Here is a 21,978-nt window from a genome sequence, read left to right as displayed (position 1 = left end):
TAGGTTAGGTTCTGTGAACCTAGTGACATCAAAAGCGGTTAATTTACTAGAAATCGGGAAAAAATACCATTTATCGTTCAATCATTCGTGAAAAACCGGACAAGTGCTCTCAATTTCTCCAAGAAGCCTTACCGCTTGCTCCAGTTCGTGAATGGATTTTTTTTGTTGTGCCATAACCAGCAACTCTTTCCAGCGTTTGGCGCCGGAAAGACCAAAAGCCATATTCATGACAGGTTTGAGAAGCACACTGAGCAAAACACCTTTTTCATATTGGGCAATAACGTGCTCCAGATAATGACTTGTAACATCAAAGCGAGTCCGCATGGTATCGTGGGGGTAAAAGTAGCGATGTATGGCGGCCAGGGCATACGGATTTTGACAGGCGAGCCTTCCCAGCATGACGCCATCGACATCATTCATGTGAGTAATGATTTCAGAAATACCGCCAATATTGCCATTGATAACAACGGGGATATCCGGATTTTCTTTTTTTATGCGATAAACATAATCATAATGAAGCGGAGGCACCGTACGGTTTTGCTTTGGATTTAAACCATGTAACCACGCTTTACGAGCATGCACGATTAATTTATCGCATCCCGCGTCAATCAAGGCATTGGCAAACGCGGAAAAAAAATCATAACTGTCCTGCCTGTCTATACCAATACGTGTTTTGGCGGTAACGGGAATACTGACCGCTTCTTTCATGGCACGAATGCACGCCACCACATGCTCCGGTTCCGCCATCATGCAGGCGCCGAAACGCCCCGCCTGAACCCGATCACTCGGACATCCCAGATTCAGATTGATTTCAGCGTAACCCTGTTCTTCGGCCATGGCCGCACAAGTCGCCAGGACAGAGACATCAGCGCCGCCCAACTGCAAGGCAAGAGGCTGTTCCACGGGTTGATAAAACAACGCCTTGTGTTGATTGTTGATGATGGCGCCGGTAGTCTGCATTTCGGTGTAAAGCAGCGCTTTTGGCGCCAGAAGCCGCATGAGCACTCGAAAATGCGTATAAGTCCAATCAATCATCGGTGCTACGGAGAGTGGCGAAATCAAGGCGTTAACTGGTAAAGCAACAGGCAATTTCACGGATATATTAGTGCCAAATGCCTTATTGTAACTGATTTAACCAATGGATGAAACGCCTTGTCAGGCTACCGGATTTAACGCCTCAACCATTAGTTGCAAGCGTGTTCGTCCCTGATACACGTTAATATCCAGTTTATAAGCCACATGAATTTCTTTAATACGGTGATTGGGCCAGAGATTCCTGTCAACATTAAAAGCAATAGCATCCAGAACCTCACCGCTTTCAGGATGCGCGACGCTGAGTTTCAGGTGATTTTGTCCTACAATGCGCTGCTCCAGTACCTCAAAAATATTATCGAAGCAAGGCTCCGGAAACAATTGTCCCCATGGCCCGGCCTGCTGTAGCAAATCAGCCGTCGCCAGACTGAATTCTCCCGGCGCCAACGGCCCATCGGTTAACAGCTCCCCTTCACATTGACCCGGACTCAGATGACGGCCCACTTCGGCGAGAAAAGCGTCGCGGAATTTGTCAAACGATTGCGGCGGTAAACTGAGGCCGGCCGCCATGGCATGCCCGCCAAATTTAGTGATTAAACCAGGATAATCCTTGTCAACCGCCGCCAGGGCATCCCGTATGTTTAAACCGGGAACCGAGCGCGCCGATCCCTTTAACTCCGTGTCGCTCACCTTGGCGAAAGCGATAACCGGCCTATGATAACGTTCCTTTAAACGTCCCGCCAAAATACCAATCACACCCTGATGCCATGACTCGTCCATCAAACATAATGCCAGAGGCAAATGATGCCCGCTCTCTATGCGCTTGATCATCTGTTCTACACCAGCCATGGCCTGCTCTTTCATTTCCGTCTCGATGATTCGCCGCTCCTGATTCAATTCATCAAGCCTCTCGGCCAATGTCCGCGCATGTCGTTCATCAGCGCTTAGCAGACAGGCAATACCAAGCGACATATCATCCAGACGGCCGGCTGCATTAAGGCGAGGCGCGATAGCATAGCCCAAATCACTTTCCCGCAATCTGGCACAGGTTCTTCCTGCCACGTCAATCAATGCCTTGATTCCCGGACGACATAATCCCTGCCGTATTCTGGCTAATCCCTGGTTCACCAGAATACGGTTATTTTGATCCAGGGCAACGACATCTGCGACGGTACCTAACGCGACCAGATCCAGAAACTGCGCCATATTGGGTTCGTTCATATCTTGTGACGCGAACCAGTTCACATTGCTCAGATGACGGCGCAGGGCGAGCATCACATAAAAGATCACGCCAACTCCGGCAATGGATTTGCTTGCAAAGTCATCGCCCGCCTGATTGGGGTTGACAATAGCGCAAGCGTTGGGAATTTCTTCACCGGGCAAATGATGATCAGTTATCAACGTGTCAATATTGGCCTGATTGGCCGCGTCAACACCGTCAATACTTGAAATACCATTATCGACGGTGATGATTAAATGCGGTTGCCATTTTTTTGCTACTTCCACGATGGCCGGCGTCAGACCATAACCAAACTCAAAGCGATTGGGAACAAGAAAATCCACCTGTTTTGCCCCCATCGTCCGCAACGCCGACACGGCAAGTGCGGTTGACGTTGCCCCATCCGCGTCAAAATCACCGATGATCAACATACGTTGCTGTTCCCTGAACGCCGTTTCCAGTCGTATGCAGGCTTTATCAATGTCTTTTAACGTGTCGAAAGGCAATAAGGTCTGCAGCCGTTTGTCCAGTTGGGCTTCATCGGTAATCCCGCGGGACGCGTAAATTCGTTGCAATATAGACGGTAGCTGTGACAACAGCGTGGGCGACATATCAGGAATATTTCGTTGTTTGATGCGCATAAAATCATCTTCTCCATAATCTTGACCACCAGCGTCGCGGATATGTGCGGCAGGCTATATTATTCCAGTACCAATGTACCTGGTATTTTCTGGCTGTTTTAGCCAGTGTGTCTATGAGTGTCGTGTTGTTCTCATGAAGTATCCACAAGGCTTCCCTGTCTACTCCCGGAAGCGGGTTGACGGGTAAACTACCCGGAAAAATCCGGCGGATAACCTGATCATCAGTCACTATGGACTGAGGTGGTTCTTCAGACAAATCACCGCCTCCCCAGAACCAGAGACCATTTACCGAAGCGGCGAGGGCCGGGTTGGAATTCAAGGGATGGGAGGCGAGAAACATTTGTAATTCCGTAAACAGGCGTTGCCAGTACATAGACGCGTCCATAGCTTCCAAAGCCGGCATTAACGACTGATGCAAAACGTGTTTCACAGCCCGACTATGAATATCCGGTTTTCCGTCTACGCCTAACAACCATGTCTCGGAGTCCACGTAAACGAGCGAGAAACCGTCCTGGGCCAGAAATTGGGAAACCTCGGCAAACCAGATGCGTGACAATTTATCATCCAGGCCGCATTCCTTACCGGTATTTAACAGCATGGCGTCGTTATGAGTCGCTTCCCAATGGACAGGGGTGGCAATGATCCATTTTCCCTCCAGAGCCTTGTATTTTTCTAACCAGGCACCAAGAGGCGGGTAATCGGGGTCATAACCCAGCGCCAGTAGAATATTAAGAAAATAATCGCCCTGACCGGTTAGCGGTTCACTGCCGCGCGGAGCATGGCTGATTTCGCCATTGATAACAACATTCATAGTTACACTGCCTGTGAAAATCCGTCCCGTCTGAATAGCATTTTCATATTGCGCAACGCCTGTCTTGTTCGCTGTGTATTTTCTATCAGGCCAAACCGCACATGCCCGTCGCCCTGTGCTCCAAATCCAATCCCCGGGGAGACGGCCACATGGGCTTCCTTAAGCAGATATTTTGCAAACTCCAATGATCCCATATGGCGATAAAAGGCCGGGATACTGGCCCAGACAAACATAGTAGCTTTGGGACGCGTCACAGGCCACCCTATCTCTTCCAGACCATCGCATAACACATTACGACGTCGTTCATACCTGTCCCTTATTTCATGTACACAATCGTCAGGGCCTTCCAGTGCCGCGATAGCAGCCACTTGAATAGGTGTAAACGTGCCATAGTCAAGGTAGGATTTGATACGAGTCAGGGCGCTGACCAATTCCTCGTTACCACAGGCGAAACCGACTCGCCATCCGGGCATGTTATACGACTTGGATAATGAGTAGGTTTCAATGGCGATATCCGCTGCACCCGGAACCTGCAGTATGGACGGAGCCTTATAGCCGTCAAAAACAATATCCGCATAAGCCAGATCATGAATAATCCAGATGTTATAACGTTTGCCAAGAGCCACCACCTGCTCAAAAAACTCGTAATCCACACAATGCGTACTTGGATTGGCCGGAAAATTAATAACCAGCGCCTTGGGACGCGGCCAGGTTTGTTCAATGGCCGCCTGCACGGCCTCTAGGAACTGGCTCTCATCAATCAGGGGTATTTGTTTGACATTGGCGCCTGCGATGATAAACCCGTAGGTATGAATCGGATAGGCCGGATCAGGCACCAATACCGTATCGCCCGGTCCACTGATAGCCAGCGCCAGATGGGCAAGCCCTTCCTTGGAGCCAATCGTGGTCAATACCTGTTTCTCGCTATCGAGATCCACGTCATAATGGCGTTTATACCAGCTGGCCATCGCGCGGCGTAAACGCGGTATGCCTTTCGACATGGAGTAGCGGTGGGTATCCTCCCGCCGAGCGGTTTCAATCAGTTTCTCAACAATATGTTCCGGAGTTGGCTGATCAGGATTTCCCATGCCAAAATCAATCACATCCTCTCCACGCGCCCTTGCTTCGGATTTTAACTGGTTCAGGGTATTAAATACGTAGGGTGGAAGGCGTTTTATGCGTGGAAACTGGCTCATACTGGTAACCCCTGTGTTATACTGGTTTCAAGTATAAATTATTGATGAATTGAACACCATGCAAATCAGTCTGGATGCAACAGATAAATACACCATACAAGCTTATAGTGACATGGAAATTCAAATAAACTCAACCGTATACGCTAACAGTGTTATCGTCAGCCCTCACAACATTATCGAGGATTGGCCTGTTACCTCGCTTGCCAGTCTGAATGATGAGACATTATTACCGCTTATGAAGAGCCAACCCGAGATTATTCTGATCGGCCATAAAAACAGGAATGAGTTTGCCCCTGCGTCCATCCGGCAAAAGCTCCTGAATCAGCGTATAGCACTTGAATCCATGTCTATTGGTGCGGCGTGCCGAACCTTCAATGTTTTATCAGGCGAGGAGCGCGCAGTTGTTCTGGGCATTATTCTATGAAAAAGGCCTGCTCATAACGTAACATACCCTGAAACTCGCTTCATCCCTCATTCTATTTAATCATTGACCACCGGGTATCCTGCTGGCAGTATATTTTCCAGGGTCACAAAAGCTGCTGTTCTAATCTATAAAAGGATTTAAATCTATGGGGATGAGTACCATTACCAGGGACGCCTTACTGGCAAAATTATCAGAGAAAAAAATTTCCTGGCAGCGTAAACGCTGGAAAAATTACATGGAAGATGTGCAACAACCCAATGCCATTATTGTCCAGGTAAAAAACAACGATGACGTACAAAAAGTCATTCAGGCCATCAAGGAAATGAATGACGCAAATCCTGAATCAAAGATAACTCTGCGGGCCGCCGCAGGCTGGAAAGACGAACCTGGGAGCACCTGGTGCTGCTTCCCCTGGAAACAAAAGCAAAAAAACACTTACAACGAATCTTTTTCATTTTCACAAGGCGCCAGAGCGGATGTCATTCTGCGCTTTGATGAATCGTTTCATACACTGAAAAATCTTGGACCCATTGAGGGAAGCGATGATTACCTGGTGCAAGTCAATGCGGGGGTGCAAATTGCACAACTGGCGGACTGGTTGAGAAAACAAAAATTGTCACTACCAACCGTCAGCATGATTGCCTGGGTTACAGCCGTTGGACTCCTGGCTAATGGCGGGCACGGTACCGGTAAGAAGCAGCCGGCGTTCAGCGGTTTAATCGAGAGTATGACGATTTGTGACATGAATGGTGAGATTCGTACAATAACCCGGGATGATAAGGATTTCACCACGCTTTGCGCAGCCCATGCCGGTATGCTCGGTGTTGTTCTGAACGTGACGCTTCGGGTCAATAAAGCCTTTAATCTTGAAGAAACCATACGCAATTATCATGATGTCGAAACGATGAACGAGGATCTCGATGATTTAACGGACAATAATGACTATTTTACGCTTATGCGTATACCCACCTATCCCTCCTCTGTCATTGAGGAGCGTTCCATTGATAAATGGCATGTGCGTTTATGGAATAAAACGGATAAAAAACGCACTGCTTATAAGAGTGCGCCCTATGCGGCGGATGCCAGTTCACTCTCGCAGGAGTTACAGGTACAAATCGGTGATTCGGTGCAGGACTTTCTTCTGGATGCCGGCTTACAGCATTTGTTTCCCGCCTACATGCTCCTGACGGCCGCCGTCATTACCAAAACGCGAGGTACGGATGCGCGGGTAGACTATGAAAATCATATAACCCACTACCAGGTCGGTTTTCCAAAATCCCTGCGCGACGTCAGTTATTTCATTCCGGTCAATAAAGCCGAGGCCGGGGAGATACTGGGTAAAATCGCCAAAAAAGTAGATGACATGTTACTGGAAGCCGCCGAACAAGACGAATACCCGCTTACCTACGCCATGTATGTGCGGTACCTTAAAGGAACAAGCGGCGGTTTATCCGCTACGGCGACCGGCGATGATCAGCGTATTTTGGCCATCGACATGGTGACCCATCCCGACGCTCCAGGTATTCAACGTTTTGAAGAAGAGCTGCTTGCTTATTTTAATGACGAATTAGGCATTAAACCACGCCATCATCCGGGTAAAAATTTCCCGACCGGTGTTTATAATTACGCCGATTTTCTGGATGCCGATGCCCTGGATGAATATCGAGACGCACTAACGCGCTGGTATAAAAATGAGGAAAGCCTGGCAAATAGTCCATTCATTACCCCATATATGAATGATATGGTATTTACACCACCCGGGTACAAGCCTGAGGCTCTGGTTGAGCCATCCCTAAAAGAACCGCTTCCAGGACAAAAGCATACCGACGAAGAGCGTGCGCGGTTTCTGGATAAGTTAGTAAAGGCCATACGTGATCTACCGCTTGCCGATGACCACCTCAATGAAATTCGCGACAATTTTATTGAGGAGTGCAATACTATGAAAAACAGATTGTCTGAAGATACGCTCGCTTTATCGTAGCCCGCGTGAAACGCGGGAGCAATGGCCAGCCATGCCAGGGAGCCTGCAAATCCGGCATGGCAGGTGGAAGTTATTGCGTCTGTCTTCTTGCTTCCAGAACGTTGGGAATTTGTTGCAACCTGTTTAACAGGCGCGACAAACTGTTTAAGCCGTCAATCTCTATCGTCAGAGAAATATAAGCGGAATTGTCCTGCTTGTTCATTTTGGTTTGCATCGCATAGACATGCGCTTTTTCCGTCGACAATAACGAGGTCACGTCTCTTAACAATCCGACACGATCAAACGCTTTAATTAAAATATCAACCACATAATGATCTCTGGTCGCGTTTCCCCAGCTCACTTCAAGGAATCGTTGTCGTTGTTTTTCAGTGGCATGAATAATGTTAGGACAATCCTTGCGATGAACGGACACGCCTCGCCCTATGGTGATATAACCGATAACATCATCACCGGGAAGAGGCTGGCAACAACGAGCCATGTTAGTCAATAAATTACCTACCCCTTCTATTCGCAGATCGCTTCCGGTCACTTCCGGGATGTTTTGCGGCTTAACGATGTTCTGAATGTCCGGTTCAACGACTTCAGCCGGAGAAAGGCGGTTAAGAATCTGGCTTAATTTGATATCACCACGTCCCAGAGCGGCCAGTAAGTCATCCAGTCGTTTGAAATTAAAGGTTTTCACCACGTCCTGGAGACGATCCGATTTGATACCAAGCGCCTTTAATTCCTTATCCAGAATGTCATGCCCTTCGGCTCTGTTTTTTTCGTAATCCTGCATTTTAAACCAATGCAGAACCTTGGCTTTGGCGCGCGAGGTTTTTAAATAATGCAAATGAGGATTGATCCAGTCGCGGGAAGGCTTTTCTTCCTTGCCGGTCAGAATTTCAACCCGATCACCCGTTTTAAGTGCCGACGTCAAGGGAACGATGGAGCCATTGACTTTCGCGCCACGGCAGCGATGTCCAACCTTACTATGAACATGATAGGCAAAATCAAGCGGTGTCACGCCATGCGGTAAGTCAAGAACATCACCCTCCGGTGTAAACACATAGACCCTGTCTTCAAGAAATTCCGTCTCCATCGCTTCGGAAACACCATGGGAAGTAGCCATTTCCTTATGCCAGGCCAATACATCTCGCAGCCATTCAATTTTTCGTTCATGGCTTTCTTTATGCTGAACAGCGCTTTCCTTGTATTTCCAGTGCGCGGCCACACCCATTTCAGCCTGATCATGCATGTGAAAAGTACGAATCTGCACTTCAAATACCCGTTCTTCAGGACCAGCAACCGCCGTATGAAGCGATTGATAACCGTTGGCTTTGGGGTTCGCTATGTAATCGTCAAATTCAGCAGGCACCTGTTTCCATAGATGATGAACCAGACTGAGAACTTCATAACACTGCTCTTTCGTTTCCAGTAACACCCTCACAGCCGTTGCATCATAAATTTCATCAAGAGGCACGTTTTTACGAATCATTTTTTTATAAATGCTGTGGATATGCTTGGAACGACCATATACTTCAAAATGGTGTACACCCAATGCCTTAATGTGTTGATTCAACTCCCCGACAATTAATTCCACATAACGATCACGCTCCAGACGCTTGGCCTTTAGTCCCTTGGCTATTTCCTTGTATTTTTCCGGATGCAGGAAACGAAAGGCCAAATCCTCCATTTCCCATTTAATAGCCCCTATACCCAGTCGATTTGCCAATGGCGCATAGATTTCCATCGCCTCGGTTGCAATCTGCGTACGCAGTGTCTCGGGAAGCTGACTTGCCGTTCTCAACACACACAGACGTTCGGCGAGTTTGATCAAAACCACCCGGGCATCATCAACCATGGCCAGCAACATCTTTCGGATATTATCAATTTGCTGCTTGTTCTGAGGATATTTATTCAGCACCTGCAAATTGTGCATGGCGCTCATCCGCTCCACACCCTTGACTAGTTTGGCAATGGGCAAACCCAGTTGTTCTTCCACATCATCGAGGGACAATTCCGCATAGTACACGCTCACAAAAACAATAGCTGTAATCAATGTATCCGGATCAACCTCCAGATCAGCCAGCAGATCGGCCATGATCAAACCCTGCTGCAAACAGGAAACACCGGTTTCCGTTGCGTGATCCAGGCCGCTTAACTGACTGAGCGTACAAGCGTTTCTAATTCTGTCGAGGTCTTTCAAATACCCCTTGGCGCCCAATTGTTGCAGCCATTGCTCGACATCAATGCTGCCATCGGCCAACCATGGTGTATTTTCTTTTACTTTGACCATTACTGCCTATCCTTCTCAAATAAAGCTATGGATTCCACATGAGTGGTATGTGGAAACATATCCATGACGCCAACGCTTGTTAATCGATATCCATGGTGATTGACGAGTATATCCGTATCTCTGGCCAGCGTAGCCGGGTTACATGAAACGTAAACAATTCTTATAGGTTTAAGTGTATCGATTTGTCGCACAATTTCCAGTGCCCCTGATCTTGGCGGATCAATAAGGACTTTAGTAAATTGAAAGTTAACTATTTTTTCAAGTGAATTTATTTCATCAAGATTAGCGCAATAAAATTCGGCATTATCGATATTATTCAATCGAGCATTCTCACTGGCTCTGAGAACCATCTTGTCACTGCCTTCAATGCCTGTAACATGGGCACAAACCCTGGCCATCGGTAAGGAAAAATTACCCAGACCACAGAACAGGTCCAGAACCACATCCTGTTCATTCAAATCCATTAATTCCAGGGCTCTGTCCACCATCAGTCGATTCAGTCCGGAATTAACCTGGGTGAAATCGGTGGGATGAAATTGAAATCGTACTTTTTGCGCAGGTAACTCGTAGTAGAGAAACTCATCCGCCTGTTCCGGGTAAAAAAGAGTAACGCTGTCGGCGCCGCCTGGTTGCAGGAAAATTTTAAACTGCAGATCTTCGGCAAATTGTCTGATTTTTTCCTGGTCTGTTACGCTTAAGGGTTCAAGATTTCTAAAAATCAAAGCGACCTCCTCGTCACCGGCAGCCACTTCTATTTGAGCTATAGCGGACAGGGAGTCCAAAGAGTCGACTAGACGCCGTAAATCTATAATATGCCGATCCAGTTTACTATGTAATACCGGGCATTGTTCTATTTCCGCGATATAGCGTGGATTCTTTTTTTCCCTGAACCCGACGAGACACGATTGCTTTTTTTCAACGTAACGCACACTCAATCGCGCTTTATGACGATAATGCCAATGATTACCGCTTAACGGCGGCAACAAATTTTGAGGCGCCACATGCCCGACGCGACGTAATAAATCAAGCAACATATCCTGTTTTTCGGTAATTTGCCGAGGCTCTTCAAGATGCTGTAGTGAGCAACCGCCACACATGACATAATGCTTGCAACGAGGCATGACCCGATACGGAGAAGGTTCAAGAACCTCCGTGACATGACCTTCATCAAAATCCGTTTTCCGGCGGGAATACTGAAATAAAACCGTTTCGCCCGGCAAGGCGCCCTGGATAAACGTTGCCTTGCCATTCATTCGGGCTATCCCACGGCCATCATGACTAAAACTCACGATGTGACCGGTTTGAATCGTTTTATCGAGGCGCTGCCGTTTTCTACTCATGTCATTTATCTCTGTTGTAAAATTACTATTGGGTAAGGGCCGGTCTCAATCAGGTTTTTTGAAGTCATCAAGTTCGATTTACAGCTTAAAATACTGATTGAGAACAGACATTAATAGGCTATGATTATTTCTTGAATTACAATTTTGTTATCTTATTGATTAATGAATAAATTAAAAACAACCTACCAAGGAAAAATACAATGTTTAAGGATATCACAGGCTGTTTACTCATGTCATGGCTCATGGTTATTTCCTGCTACGCCAGTCAATCCGAATCCTCCATGCCTCACCGGCAATTAATCGAAACCAGTCTGGAACAGGGAGGTATCGATTTTGGCAGCCTCGAACATCAACGAATAGGCAACAAGGTAAGGCTGTACTGGGATCCACTGACACCGCCACCCTCCGGAAAATTAACCCTCCCTAATGGATTACAGTTAAGTTATGGCGAAATTATCATGTACGCCGGTGATTTCTTCGGTAACACCAGTAAGGTCATTTCAAGTTGCTCGCCTGATCAACAGGAAGAATGTTTTTATTCCCAATTTTCCACGTTGGGCCTCACGGCCGACGATCCTAATCATCCCTGCTCCGATCCTTTTCTGTTAACCACCGCTTATGGCAGCCATTTTGCAAAAATTCAGGAAAAACTCGACATGGCGCAGCAAAAGGGACAGGCCGAATGGGATTTTTTCAAGGAATATAGCTCGGACAACACCAAAGCATTGAATCGTATCAGCTGTGGCGGTTCCTTTGTCAGCGCGCTGATCCCATTTGGGTCTTACCTGAAACTGGCCAGCGTCAACATGGATCATTTTGTACCGGACTCATTAACAGCCTATAAGGCAGGGCATAACGCCGCTTTAAAATCCGCCATTAACGCGCACAAGTACCTGCAGAAAAACCAGAATGAAAAAGCCCGGGAAGCACTTCATCTTGCTTATGCGCAAAATGCCTTTGCCAATCATTATCTGACGGATTCCATGTCCTCCGGACATATGCGCACACCTCGACGCGCCGTTCATAACACCATCGCGTTACCTGATATATTAAATCTTGTCATTGCCAATTTTATGCACGATGAAGACTCACGATACGGATTAAACGTCGTCAATTCACGCGGTATTGCCTGGCGTGCCTTTGGTGATCATTATCTCAAACATCCTGACGCACAGCCCCATTACGAGATGATTTTGAAAATTACCCAAATGTCAGTCGATGCCGTGTACACGGCTTTTCTTACCGGCCAAATCCCTGACGAATTGGAAGAATTAGCCTGGTTGCCCGATTACAGCAATATTGATTCGCTTAATAACCACGCACCCCTCTTTAAATGGGAGGACGGTCATTTGCTGAAACGGGTAAAAAATCATGATCCTTATGATTATCACTGGACAAAATACTGGAGCGGACTCCTTATGCTTCTGGATTTTCAAATCCATGGCAAATCGGGATCCGATTCCCATAATGAGAGAATATCCGGGTAAAAACTCTGGAGATTGGGGATGATTTCGAGCAGCGTAACGCAGGTCGGGCGCATCGGGCGAGGCGCCCGACCTGCATGACCTGGGATAAATCAACACACGCTTTTGCAGCCTAGGATTTATCAAGTTTACTCATAAAAGAACCCACATCTTTCGGAGAGAGTTCAACAAATTGCCCTCTGGTCAAAAAACGCGGCATAGTCAGTTGTCCGTAACGAATTCGTATGAGACGACTGACCTCCAATCCTTGTGATTGCCATAAACGTCGGACTTCACGATTCTTGCCTTCGGTCAGGATCACATGATACCAGGCGTTTGCTCCCTCTCCGCCATGAAATTCAATACGTTTGAACTGCGCGACACCGTCTTCCAGTTCAACACCTTTCAGCAAAGCGTTTACAGCATCTTCCGTGACTTGCCCGCGAACTCGAACGGCGTATTCTCTTTCAAGGCCATATTTTGGATGCATCAATCGATTCGCCAGTTCACCATTATTGGTAAAAACAAGGAGACCGGAGGTATTGATATCCAATCGACCGACCTGTATCCAGCGACCATTCTTCAAATAGGGAAGTTTGTCGAAAACCGTTTTCGCATGCCTGGGATCACTGCGGCTGGATATTTCTCCGACCGGCTTGTGGTAAAGCAGGATTCTTGTTTTCGTCTCTTCCTTGAGGGGATTGGCAATCGGTTTACCCTTGACTTTGATTTGATCATCAGGCCCGGCACTGTCACCGATTTTTGCCATCACCCCGTTCACACTGACCAGGCCCGATGCTATCCAGCGCTCCATTTCCCGTCGGGATCCCAGTCCTGCCTGACTTAATATCTTCTGTAATCGTTCTGTTGTCATACGCACTCTTCTACACGTGCCTCACTATTGCTGCCGGATATTTCGGGTTGATTCTCAATCGGAGGCAACTGGTTCAGGCTTGTTAAATTAAAATAATCAAGAAACATTCTGGTTGTCACATATACCGCTGGTTTGCCTGGAACATCCCTGTGCCCGGCCACCCTTATCCATTCGCGTTCCTGCAAGGTTTTAAGGATGGAGCTGCTTACTGAAACGCCGCGTATATCCTCAATATCAGCCCGTGTTACCGGTTGCTTGTAGGCAATAATGGCCAGTGTTTCCAATAAAGCTCTGGAATATCGCGCCGGTTTTTCAGCTTGCAGGCGTATTATCCATGAACTGTATTTAAGTCTGGTTTGCAACAGATAACCACTCGCCACCTCAACCAGTTCAATAGCATGACCGTCATAATCCCTGGCCAGTCTATCCAGCAACTCCCGAAGCCTTAAAGGCCCCGGATTTTCTTCCTCGTGAAAAACGGAAAGCATCTGTTCTATCGTGAGGGGCTGAGCCGAACTCATTAATAACGCTTCGAGTATCCCTTTTATTTCCTGATCATTCATAATCCACCGCCATAATGTGTATCGGTGCAAACAAAGCCGTTTGCTGAATCAGTAACAATGACTCTTTAGCCAGCTCCAGAATAGCCAGAATGGATACCGTCAGACCCGTTCGCCCCTCCTCTGGAATCAGAATCTGATGAAATAAAATAATTTTTTCATGACGCAGCCGCTCAAGAACCACTGTCATTCGATCACGTACGGATAACTGTTCACGCGTGATTGCATGATGGCTTTGATGACTCTGACGCGTTATCAACTCCCGCATCATTTCAGGCAACCACTCCAACAATACGTCCGGAAAAATAATTTGTGGTTCAATCGCTGTGGCATGGACATGAACCGGGAAAAAATCACGGTTACGTCGTGGTAAATCATCCAGTTGCAAGGACGCTTTTTTTATTTCTTCATACGCTTGAAGTTTACGCACGAGAGCCAGACGCGGATCGTCCTCGATGCCGTCTTCCTCATTATGGATGACAGGCAACAACAATCTGGATTTAATTTCTGCCAGCATGGCTGCCATAACCAGGTAGTCCGCGGCCAGCTCCAGACGCTGCTCCTCCATCCATTGGATATACTGCATGTATTGCCGGGTAATATGAGCAATCGGTATATCAAGAATATCTATATTTTGTCGTTTTATCAGATAAAGCAGCAAATCCAGCGGTCCAGAAAAAGATTCCAGCAAAATTTCCAAAGCATCAGGCGGAATAAATAAATCGGCGGGTATTTCGGTTATCTCCCTACCGTCTACCATCGCCAGAACCATGGGCCGTACGCCTGCCGTTTCCTGTGTCATTAATAATCCAGGCCCATGACTTCCCTGACATCATCCATGGTCTTGTTCGCCTCTTCCCGGGCTGATTCACTCCCTTCCGCCACAATACGTTTGACGGAACCCAGGTCGGATTCCAGATCCTTGATTGATTGTTGAATGGGGGCGAGTTCCTTGTTAATGGAATCAACAAGGGGGCGTTTGCAGTCGATACAACCTATTCCTGCCGTACGGCAACCGGTTTGTACCCATTCCTGCTCCGACTCGGAAGAATAAATTTTATGGAAGGGCCAGACCGGACATTTTTCAGGCTCGCCGGGATCCGTTCGCTTCACTCTCGCCGGATCGGTAGGCATAGTGAGAATTTTCTTTTCTACTTGCGCGGGTTCTTCACGTAATTTGATGGTGTTATGGTAGGATTTTGACATTTTTTGACCATCAAGACCCGGCATTTTGGACATCTCAGTCAGCAATGGCTGCGGCTCAGGTAGAATAATTTTTCCTGTCCCGTCCAGATAACCCAGCAATCGCTCCTTATCCCCAAGCGATAAATTATGCTGGTTAGTCAGTAACGCTTTGGCCGTGTTTAGCGACTCATGGCAACCATCCTGTTGAAACTGCTTACGCAATACACTGTAGAGTTTCCCATTTTTTTTACCCATTTTTTTAATGGCCTCGGTGACGAGTGCCTCAAAATTCGGCTCACACCCATAAATGTGGTTAAAGCGCCTGGCGATTTCCCGTATGAGCTCAATGTGAGCGACCTGATCTTCTCCGACCGGAACCAAATCTGCCTTATATAACAACACATCCGCACTTTGCAGTAACGGATACCCTAAAAAACCGTACGTAGTTAAATCCTTTTCGTGCAATTTTTCCTGCTGATCCTTGTAAGTCGGGACACGTTCCAGCCAGCCGATGGGGGTTATCATGGACAGTAATAAATGCAACTCCGCGTGTTCGGGAACCCAGGATTGGATGAAAATTTTTGAGAGACTGGGATTTATACCGCAAGCCAGCCAGTCAATGACCATATCCCAGAGAATGGTTTCTATATAACCGGGTTCGTCATAACGCGTTGTCAAACCATGCCAGTCCGCAACAAAAAAATAGCAGTCATACTGATGTTGTAATGTCAGCCAGTTTTTTATCACACCATGGTAATGACCAAGATGTAAATGTCCGCTGGCGCGCATTCCCGACACAACACGTTTATTAGCACTGAACAAGGCTGACATCTATTTCCTCAATCTGGTTAACATTATGATTATTTATCTAAACGGCTCGGGATCACCCTTCCCTTCACGCAGTATGGCCGGATAATCACCCGTTAAATCCACGACCGTTGTCGGTTCATATCCGCAATTACCACCGTCAATAATTAAATCAATCTGGCTACCAAGTAAATCCCGTATGGCTTCCGGTTCACTCAGGGGTAAGTTTGCACCCGGCAAGATTAATGTCGTACTCATTAGCGGAGCATCAAGGCATTCGAGAAGCGATAAGGTTATGTTGTTCTCCGGCACACGCAAACCAAGCGTTTTGCGCTTGGGATGTAACATTAATCTGGGTACTTCATGGGTGGCGTTCAAAATAAACGTATAAGGCCCCGGCGTAAACGCTTTTAACAGGCGAAAAATAGGATTGGATACTTTGGCGTAAGTACCAAGCTGTGACAAATCGCGGCAGACCAAAGTCATATTATGATTCTTGTCAAGCTGCCTTATTCTTCTTATTCGCTCCAGCGCCGCTTTATTTCCCAATTGACAACCTAACGCGTACCCTGAGTCGGTTGGATAAACAAGAATCCCCCCATCCTCTATCAGCGCGGCGGCGCTCCTCAATAAACGAGATTGCGGATTATCCGGATGTATTGCGAAAAACTGACTCATAAAAGTCCCCTGTCAAATGCCCCATTGATCCCATATTGGCGTACAGTTTAGCGGGAGTTGCCGCTGACGTCCAAGAGAAATACGCGAAACAGATTCACCATGAAAATCCGATCCTGTTGATGCCTGCAACTGATAACGCAAACATAAGCCGGCCAACGCGGTAATCTCATCCTTGCCCATCTCCCCGGACACCACCTCTAAACCCAATCCTCCGGCTTCCTTGAATTCGCAAACCAGTTCGTGCAGCCGCGTTCTTGTTAAATCATATTTGAGAGGATGGGCAAGTACCGCCAGCCCACCTGCCTGATTAATAGCGGCTACAGCCTGGGACATGGATATCCATGGCGTCGGTATATAAGCCGGTTTGCCTCTGCCAAGAAATCGTTTGAAAGACATTTTCATATCAACAGCCAATCCTTCACGCACTATGACTTGCGCAAAATGTGGCCTCCCGACACGCCGATGCCCCGCAAGCTCACAAGCTTTTGTATAAGCATCATTAATTCCCGCGGTCTGTAGTCGTTGCCCTATTTCCAGCGCACGGTTTATGCGGCTTTGATTTTGCTGATCAATCAGCCTGACCAGGTCTTTATTGTCAGGATTGATTAAATAACCTAAAACGTGAATATCATATTTTTTCCACCGTGTGCTCAGTTCAATGCCATTAATAATGGTTATGTCCCTGTCCTGAGCCGCGGTATGAAGTGATGATACCCCGTCCAACGTATCGTGATCGGTCAAAGCCAACAATTTGACATTCGATGCAATGGCTTTCTCGACAAGATACTCCGGGCTGTGAAGACCATCGGAAAAATGGCTGTGGCAGTGTAAATCAATCATAATAGACAGAAACAACATTAATAATAATTGTAATCATACAGAACCTGCTTCCGCACGAAAATACTGGCCTGACAGGTATGCCTTAATACAGGTAAGTATACCTTACGCAGGAGCAGATAGGCAGACAAACAACAGGATCATATCATTTTGCCGGAATTATACACCAGTAAGAAATACGAATACTCCTCATGACCAGGAATAAAATGAACACACGTCCTGATTTTTCCACTTGCGAATTCAAACCAATATGAACTATCCTTTAATATAGAGCCATTTACATTTATAAACACATTGAGTAGTACACTACAGAGTAAACAGGTTTCTCTACCCGATTTAAGTGCTGATCGCCTGGCAAATATATGTGGTGCCCTGCATGAAAACATCACCCTTCTTGAACGCCATTTCAAATTAACAGTGACAGTGAGCAATGATCATATCCATTTATGCGGCTGCTCATCCCAATCGTTGTCAAAAGCCGAACAAATCATCAGGCAACTGTATTTATTTTCCGATAACCCAATCACCAGGGAAACCTTGTTACCATTAATTAACGATGAGGAACCACAGGCGGCTATGAACCATCCAGTCAAATTATCACGTAAAACCATACGCCCTAAAAACAGTACGCAGGCGGCGTATCTGGACAGCATAAGCCAACATGACATCACCTTTGCCATTGGGCCCGCAGGTACAGGTAAAACCTACCTTGCCGTTTCAAAGGCCATAGAGTCCTTTGAAAAAGGCGAGGTTCAGAAACTTGTTTTTGTCAGACCCGCAGTGGAAGCGGGTGAAAAACTGGGATTTCTGCCAGGCGATCTTGTAGACAAGGTTTTGCCATTCCTTCGCCCGATTTATGATGCGCTTTATGAAATGATTGGCTACAAGGAAAGCCAGAAATTAATTCAGAGCGATGTCATTGAAATTTTACCCCTGGCATTCATGAGGGGACGAACGCTCAATGAAGCGTTCATCATACTTGATGAGGCTCAGAATACCACAATGATGCAAATGCAAATGTTTCTGACCCGTATGGGCTTTGGCTCTAAAACGGTTATTACGGGCGATATAACCCAGATTGATTTACCAAAAGGCATTCATTCGGGACTGGTCCATGCCGTAAAAATATTGTCAGGAATTGAGAATATTGCCATACATACCTTCAGTAGCCGCGAGGTAGTGAGACACCCCCTCGTATCGCGTATCATTGATTGTTATGAAACCCATTCCAGAGACAATAAAAAATGAATTACCTGATTGACTTGCAAAACGTGAGCGATAAAGATCTTCCTTTTCCGGAAAAATTGTTGATTTCATGGGCCGAATTACCACTATGCCACCAGCTTGCAAAAGCGGAGTTGACCTTGCGTTTCGTATCTATTGAAGAAATGACCTCTCTAAACGGGACGTATCGAAAGCAGGATAAGCCAACCAATGTTCTGGCGTTTCCAGCCTCAATTCCTGCTGAAATCCAGCTTGATTACCCATTGCTTGGCGATGTCGTCATTTGTCCGGATGTCCTGTCTATTGAAAGCGAGCAACAACAAAAAGCCCTGGATTCTCACTGGGCACACATTATTATTCATGGCGTTTTGCACCTGCTTGGTTTTGATCATATCAAGGACAGCGATGCCGCAGTTATGAAGGAAACCGAAGTCAAACTACTGGCAAAACTGGGTTTTGCCAATCCATATCAAGAAGAAGAGGAACAACAGATTGAATAAAGAGGATGAAAGTAGTTCGTGGTTCATGCGCTTGAAACAAATATTACAGGTTGAACCCCAAAACAAAGACGAATTAATAGCCTTGTTGAGAGACGCGCAGATACGTGCGCTTATCGATTCGGAAACACTCGATATGATTGAAGGTGTTATCCAGTTTTCCCAAATGAGGGTACGGGATATCATGCTTCCCAAAAAGCAAATGACCTGCGTGTCCCAGCATGACTCCCTGCAACAAGTCATTGATATTGTCACTCGCTCAGGACATTCCCGCTTTCCGGTAACCGGCGATAGCTCTGATGAAATTATCGGCATTTTGCATGCCAAGGATTTATTACGGTATCAAGCTGAAAATAACAACCAGATTGATTTGCATGATATTGTACGTATGGCCACTTTTGTGCCGGAAAGCAAAAGGCTGGATCTGTTGCTGAGTGAATTCCGCACCAACCGCAATCATATGGCGCTTGTTGTTGATGAGTATGGTGCGGTCAGCGGATTCGTCACGATTGAGGACATTATCGAGCAAATCATTGGCGATATCGAGGACGAGTTTGATATTGATGAGGAAGCATACATTAAAGAACACGGCGACTCACAATATATCGTAAAAGCCCATACACCAATAGAAGAGTTCAATGAGCAGCTCGGTGCGCGTTTCAGCGATGAGACTTATGACACCATAGGCGGCATTGTTATGAATAAATTTGGTTATTTACCCAAACGGGGAGAGGTGATTATAATCGATCAGTTCGAATTCAAGGTAATAAACGCGGACGCCCGAAGAATCAAACTGCTGGCTTGCACGGATACACGAACCATTCCCAATTCCAGGACAACAGAATAATGAACAATACCATTCTTATTGTGGATGACGACACAGAATTAACAGACTTGCTTGTGCAATATCTTGAGCCGGAAGGCTTCCATGTCGTTTGCGTCCATGACGGTGAAAGCGGCGTTAAAAAGGCACTGAATCAAGTGTTTGACGCGATTATTCTCGATGTCATGCTACCCCGGCTCAACGGCTTTGAAGTTTTAAAAGCGATTAGAGAGCACCTGGAAACACCCGTTCTTATGTTGACGGCCAGAGGCGATGATATTGACCGTATTGTGGGGCTTGAAATTGGCGCGGATGATTACTTGCCCAAGCCCTGTAATCCTCGCGAACTGGTCGCGCGCTTGCGAGCCATTCTGCGCAGAACCCAGAAAATTCCCACCCAGCGCCCTATCATTCAACATCACAATATTGTAGTGGACTGTGCGAAACGTCTTGTCACCTATCACGACGAACCAATGGAACTGACCAATGCCGAATTTAACATTCTCGAAATGTTAATTAAATCACCCGGACAGGCTTTTTCAAAAGAGGAATTAACCGAATACGCCCTGGGTCGAAAATACACCGCCTATGATCGAAGTATTGATGTACACATTAGTAATTTACGCAATAAATTAGGCGAAAATCCAGAGGGAGAACCGTTGGTTAAAACCGTACGCGGCTTTGGGTATATGTTTAATGCGTAGCCTGTATTGGAAAATTTTTCTGACATTCTGGCTGGCTTCAATCCTGATTATTGTAACCACAGCCTGGGTAACCAGTGAAATCGCACGCAAATCATCCATTCCTATCCGCGAAAAAGTATTTATGGACAGCTATGCCAACGCCGCGGTAGCTATTTTTGAATCCGGGCGTTCAAAGGCGCTAAGGAAATGGCTGTTACAGACCGGAAATTCACGGCAAATGACCCTGTACCTGCTGGTCAGTACCGGTGAAATCATCAGCGACAGTCCGCCTCCAAACTTTGTAAAGCAAATAGCCAATGACCTGGTTCATGCAAAACTTGATGAAGGATTGCTGAAATTCGGTAATTTGGTCGTCAGTCATGAAATTTTATCCACGTCGGGCAAAGCTTATCGCCTGGCGGCTGTCAGCGAGAAACCATTAGCCCATTTGATACAAATCCCATGGGCCGGATTAACGATCAGGCTCACTATAGCCATTTTTATCAGCGGATTAATATGTTATTTACTGTCGCTTTACCTGACCAAACCCTTACGTTCGCTGAAAATGGCCGCCAAATCCATTGCTACGGGGCAATTAAGTACAAGAGTCGGACGTTTTAAAGGACATTATCATGATGAAATTGACGATTTAAGAGACGAATTCGACAGAATGGCCGAGCAACTTGAAAATATAATTAACTCCAAGGAGCGTCTGCTGCAGGACATATCTCATGAATTGCGCTCCCCGCTTGCCAGACTGCAAATAGCTATTGAATTGGGGCGAAAAAAGGCCAGTAATGATGCAGCCTCCGAATTTTCCCGCATGGAAGAAGAGTGCCTTCGTCTGAATACACTCATTGGCGAAATTCTCGAATACGCGCGACTGGAAAAATCGGTTGATGAACTCCATCCGTCCAACATTTGTTTGGCTGAGTTGCTCAAACGAACGATTAACGACGCCAATTTTGAATTTGGCGGACATAAGGTCACACTCGATATCCATGACTTTAAAACAGGAAAGATGATGCTGGACAAACGTTTGATTCATCGTGCAATAGAAAATATTTTACGTAATGCCTTACGTTATTCGCCGATGAATGAACCCGTTTATGTCACGTTGTCCGTGAATGATGATCACAAAAACGTCTATATTGATATAGAAGATAAAGGCCCCGGTGTTCCTGAAGAACAGCTGGAAACAATATTTAATCCTTTCTATCGTGTGGATCCCTCCCGGGAGAAAAAAACCGGTGGATACGGTCTGGGTTTGGCTATCGCGCAACAAGCTGTCAATCTGCACAAAGGCTCCATTACAGCGAGCAATCGGCCGGATGGCGGTCTTCTTGTGAGAATCAGCCTGCCCCTTAATTAATACCTCAGAATTACTTGGTTTTATTGTTTTTTTACTTGTTCGCCAATATACAA

The 21,978-nt window shown here is 46.5% G+C and carries 20 protein-coding genes; 8 read left to right on the top strand and 12 right to left on the bottom strand.

From position 1 onward, the window contains the following. Positions 1–81 precede the first annotated feature (81 nt). From dusA to alaC, 4 genes are all read right to left on the bottom strand, one after another. A complete protein-coding gene (dusA, locus tag CKW05_RS07340; protein WP_082642768.1) occupies positions 82–1,035 on the bottom strand; it encodes a tRNA dihydrouridine(20/20a) synthase DusA in 954 nt (317 codons plus the stop codon). A gap of 120 nt (positions 1,036–1,155) precedes the next feature. Beyond that, a complete protein-coding gene (recJ, locus tag CKW05_RS07335) occupies positions 1,156–2,892 on the bottom strand; it encodes a single-stranded-DNA-specific exonuclease RecJ (RefSeq protein WP_058483446.1) in 1,737 nt (578 codons plus the stop codon). A gap of 4 nt (positions 2,893–2,896) precedes the next feature. Beyond that, positions 2,897–3,703 (bottom strand): hypothetical protein, encoded by an 807-nt coding sequence (locus CKW05_RS07330; protein ID WP_058483445.1) that lies wholly within the window; start codon positions 3,701–3,703, stop codon positions 2,897–2,899. A 2-nt stretch (positions 3,704–3,705) separates the two neighbouring features. Continuing rightward, entirely contained in the window at positions 3,706–4,899 is a 1,194-nt protein-coding gene (alaC, locus tag CKW05_RS07325) for an alanine transaminase (RefSeq protein ID WP_058483444.1), read from the bottom strand. 58 nt (positions 4,900–4,957) lie between these two features. Here alaC and CKW05_RS07320 point away from each other — a divergent pair, with 58 nt between their 5' ends. Together CKW05_RS07320 and CKW05_RS07315 are read left to right on the top strand one after the other, a co-directional pair. Then, the gene (locus CKW05_RS07320) at positions 4,958–5,323 is read left to right on the top strand and encodes an Mth938-like domain-containing protein (protein ID WP_058483443.1); all 366 of its coding nucleotides are present in this window, start codon (positions 4,958–4,960) and stop codon (positions 5,321–5,323) included. Positions 5,324–5,468: 145 nt separating this feature from the next. Beyond that, the gene (locus CKW05_RS07315) at positions 5,469–7,304 is read left to right on the top strand and encodes an FAD-binding protein (protein WP_058483442.1); all 1,836 of its coding nucleotides are present in this window, start codon (positions 5,469–5,471) and stop codon (positions 7,302–7,304) included. A gap of 70 nt (positions 7,305–7,374) precedes the next feature. Here CKW05_RS07315 and relA read toward each other — a convergent pair whose 3' ends face one another. Both relA and rlmD read right to left on the bottom strand, forming a co-directional pair. Further along, on the bottom strand, positions 7,375–9,582 hold the full coding sequence (relA, locus tag CKW05_RS07310) for a GTP diphosphokinase (protein WP_058483441.1): 2,208 nt from the start codon (positions 9,580–9,582) through the stop codon (positions 7,375–7,377). Then, a complete protein-coding gene (rlmD, locus tag CKW05_RS07305; RefSeq protein WP_058483440.1) occupies positions 9,582–10,922 on the bottom strand; it encodes a 23S rRNA (uracil(1939)-C(5))-methyltransferase RlmD in 1,341 nt (446 codons plus the stop codon). Before rlmD ends, relA begins: the two co-directional genes overlap by 1 nt. A 200-nt stretch (positions 10,923–11,122) precedes the next feature. On the opposite strand from rlmD, the gene CKW05_RS07300 reads away from it, so the two are divergent. Then, entirely contained in the window at positions 11,123–12,409 is a 1,287-nt protein-coding gene (locus CKW05_RS07300) for a hypothetical protein (RefSeq protein WP_058483439.1), read from the top strand. Positions 12,410–12,518: 109 nt separating this feature from the next. On the opposite strand, the gene rluB is transcribed toward CKW05_RS07300, so the two are convergent. The 6 genes from rluB to CKW05_RS07270 are packed head-to-tail and all read right to left on the bottom strand — an operon-like array spanning position 12,519 to position 17,329. Continuing rightward, positions 12,519–13,259, bottom strand: coding sequence for a 23S rRNA pseudouridine(2605) synthase RluB (rluB, locus tag CKW05_RS07295; RefSeq protein ID WP_058483438.1), 741 nt, complete (start codon positions 13,257–13,259; stop codon positions 12,519–12,521). Then, entirely contained in the window at positions 13,256–13,822 is a 567-nt protein-coding gene (gene scpB / locus CKW05_RS07290) for an SMC-Scp complex subunit ScpB (protein ID WP_058483437.1), read from the bottom strand. The genes rluB and scpB overlap by 4 nt, the downstream gene beginning before the upstream one ends. After that, positions 13,815–14,621 carry a segregation and condensation protein A gene (locus CKW05_RS07285; protein ID WP_058483436.1) on the bottom strand — a complete coding sequence of 269 codons (807 nt, stop codon included), beginning with the start codon at positions 14,619–14,621 and terminating at the stop codon, positions 13,815–13,817. The genes scpB and CKW05_RS07285 overlap by 8 nt, the downstream gene beginning before the upstream one ends. After that, a complete protein-coding gene (locus CKW05_RS07280; RefSeq protein ID WP_058483435.1) occupies positions 14,621–15,835 on the bottom strand; it encodes a tryptophan--tRNA ligase in 1,215 nt (404 codons plus the stop codon). The genes CKW05_RS07285 and CKW05_RS07280 overlap by 1 nt, the downstream gene beginning before the upstream one ends. Before the next feature lie 33 nt (positions 15,836–15,868). Further along, positions 15,869–16,489, bottom strand: coding sequence for an L-threonylcarbamoyladenylate synthase (locus CKW05_RS07275; RefSeq protein WP_058483434.1), 621 nt, complete (start codon positions 16,487–16,489; stop codon positions 15,869–15,871). A 12-nt stretch (positions 16,490–16,501) separates the two neighbouring features. Then, positions 16,502–17,329, bottom strand: coding sequence for a PHP domain-containing protein (locus tag CKW05_RS07270; RefSeq protein ID WP_058483573.1), 828 nt, complete (start codon positions 17,327–17,329; stop codon positions 16,502–16,504). 291 nt (positions 17,330–17,620) lie between these two features. On the opposite strand from CKW05_RS07270, the gene CKW05_RS07265 reads away from it, so the two are divergent. The 5 genes from CKW05_RS07265 to cpxA are packed head-to-tail and all read left to right on the top strand — an operon-like array spanning position 17,621 to position 21,925. Then, positions 17,621–18,574 carry a PhoH family protein gene (locus CKW05_RS07265; RefSeq protein ID WP_065238396.1) on the top strand — a complete coding sequence of 318 codons (954 nt, stop codon included), beginning with the start codon at positions 17,621–17,623 and terminating at the stop codon, positions 18,572–18,574. Continuing rightward, positions 18,571–19,050, top strand: coding sequence for an rRNA maturation RNase YbeY (ybeY, locus tag CKW05_RS07260; protein ID WP_058483433.1), 480 nt, complete (start codon positions 18,571–18,573; stop codon positions 19,048–19,050). The genes CKW05_RS07265 and ybeY overlap by 4 nt, the downstream gene beginning before the upstream one ends. A gap of 25 nt (positions 19,051–19,075) precedes the next feature. Further along, a complete protein-coding gene (locus tag CKW05_RS07255) occupies positions 19,076–19,894 on the top strand; it encodes an HlyC/CorC family transporter (RefSeq protein ID WP_408607006.1) in 819 nt (272 codons plus the stop codon). After that, entirely contained in the window at positions 19,894–20,574 is a 681-nt protein-coding gene (cpxR, locus tag CKW05_RS07250; RefSeq protein ID WP_058483431.1) for a two-component system response regulator CpxR, read from the top strand. Before CKW05_RS07255 ends, cpxR begins: the two co-directional genes overlap by 1 nt. After that, positions 20,567–21,925: a two-component system sensor histidine kinase CpxA gene (gene cpxA / locus CKW05_RS07245; RefSeq protein ID WP_058483430.1), complete on the top strand. Its 1,359-nt coding sequence runs from the start codon at positions 20,567–20,569 to the stop codon at positions 21,923–21,925. Before cpxR ends, cpxA begins: the two co-directional genes overlap by 8 nt. Positions 21,926–21,978: the final 53 nt, after the last annotated feature.

The sequence above is a fragment of the Legionella spiritensis genome (assembly GCF_900186965.1).
GTDB classification, from domain to species: domain Bacteria; phylum Pseudomonadota; class Gammaproteobacteria; order Legionellales; family Legionellaceae; genus Legionella_C; species Legionella_C spiritensis.
The sequence above is the reverse complement of the archived record's forward strand: the minus strand, read 5'-3'. Positions and strand labels throughout refer to the sequence as shown.

What these genes read in the sequence shown, in the direction of transcription:
- relA (WP_058483441.1), bottom strand. Translation starts at nt 9,582, where the DNA reads ATGGTCAAAGTAAAAGAAAATACACCATGGTTGGCCGATGGCAGCATT.
- CKW05_RS07255 (WP_408607006.1), top strand. Translation starts at nt 19,076, where the DNA reads ATGCGCTTGAAACAAATATTACAGGTTGAACCCCAAAACAAAGACGAA.
- alaC (WP_058483444.1), bottom strand. Translation starts at nt 4,899, where the DNA reads ATGAGCCAGTTTCCACGCATAAAACGCCTTCCACCCTACGTATTTAAT.
- CKW05_RS07275 (WP_058483434.1), bottom strand. Translation starts at nt 16,489, where the DNA reads ATGAGTCAGTTTTTCGCAATACATCCGGATAATCCGCAATCTCGTTTA.
- CKW05_RS07270 (WP_058483573.1), bottom strand. Translation starts at nt 17,329, where the DNA reads ATGATTGATTTACACTGCCACAGCCATTTTTCCGATGGTCTTCACAGC.
- rlmD (WP_058483440.1), bottom strand. Translation starts at nt 10,922, where the DNA reads ATGAGTAGAAAACGGCAGCGCCTCGATAAAACGATTCAAACCGGTCAC.
- recJ (WP_058483446.1), bottom strand. Translation starts at nt 2,892, where the DNA reads ATGCGCATCAAACAACGAAATATTCCTGATATGTCGCCCACGCTGTTG.
- CKW05_RS07330 (WP_058483445.1), bottom strand. Translation starts at nt 3,703, where the DNA reads ATGAATGTTGTTATCAATGGCGAAATCAGCCATGCTCCGCGCGGCAGT.
- CKW05_RS07280 (WP_058483435.1), bottom strand. Translation starts at nt 15,835, where the DNA reads ATGTCAGCCTTGTTCAGTGCTAATAAACGTGTTGTGTCGGGAATGCGC.
- CKW05_RS07320 (WP_058483443.1), top strand. Translation starts at nt 4,958, where the DNA reads ATGCAAATCAGTCTGGATGCAACAGATAAATACACCATACAAGCTTAT.
- CKW05_RS07300 (WP_058483439.1), top strand. Translation starts at nt 11,123, where the DNA reads ATGTTTAAGGATATCACAGGCTGTTTACTCATGTCATGGCTCATGGTT.
- ybeY (WP_058483433.1), top strand. Translation starts at nt 18,571, where the DNA reads ATGAATTACCTGATTGACTTGCAAAACGTGAGCGATAAAGATCTTCCT.
- cpxA (WP_058483430.1), top strand. Translation starts at nt 20,567, where the DNA reads ATGCGTAGCCTGTATTGGAAAATTTTTCTGACATTCTGGCTGGCTTCA.
- CKW05_RS07315 (WP_058483442.1), top strand. Translation starts at nt 5,469, where the DNA reads ATGGGGATGAGTACCATTACCAGGGACGCCTTACTGGCAAAATTATCA.
- rluB (WP_058483438.1), bottom strand. Translation starts at nt 13,259, where the DNA reads ATGACAACAGAACGATTACAGAAGATATTAAGTCAGGCAGGACTGGGA.
- dusA (WP_082642768.1), bottom strand. Translation starts at nt 1,035, where the DNA reads ATGATTGATTGGACTTATACGCATTTTCGAGTGCTCATGCGGCTTCTG.
- cpxR (WP_058483431.1), top strand. Translation starts at nt 19,894, where the DNA reads ATGAACAATACCATTCTTATTGTGGATGACGACACAGAATTAACAGAC.
- scpB (WP_058483437.1), bottom strand. Translation starts at nt 13,822, where the DNA reads ATGAATGATCAGGAAATAAAAGGGATACTCGAAGCGTTATTAATGAGT.
- CKW05_RS07285 (WP_058483436.1), bottom strand. Translation starts at nt 14,621, where the DNA reads ATGACACAGGAAACGGCAGGCGTACGGCCCATGGTTCTGGCGATGGTA.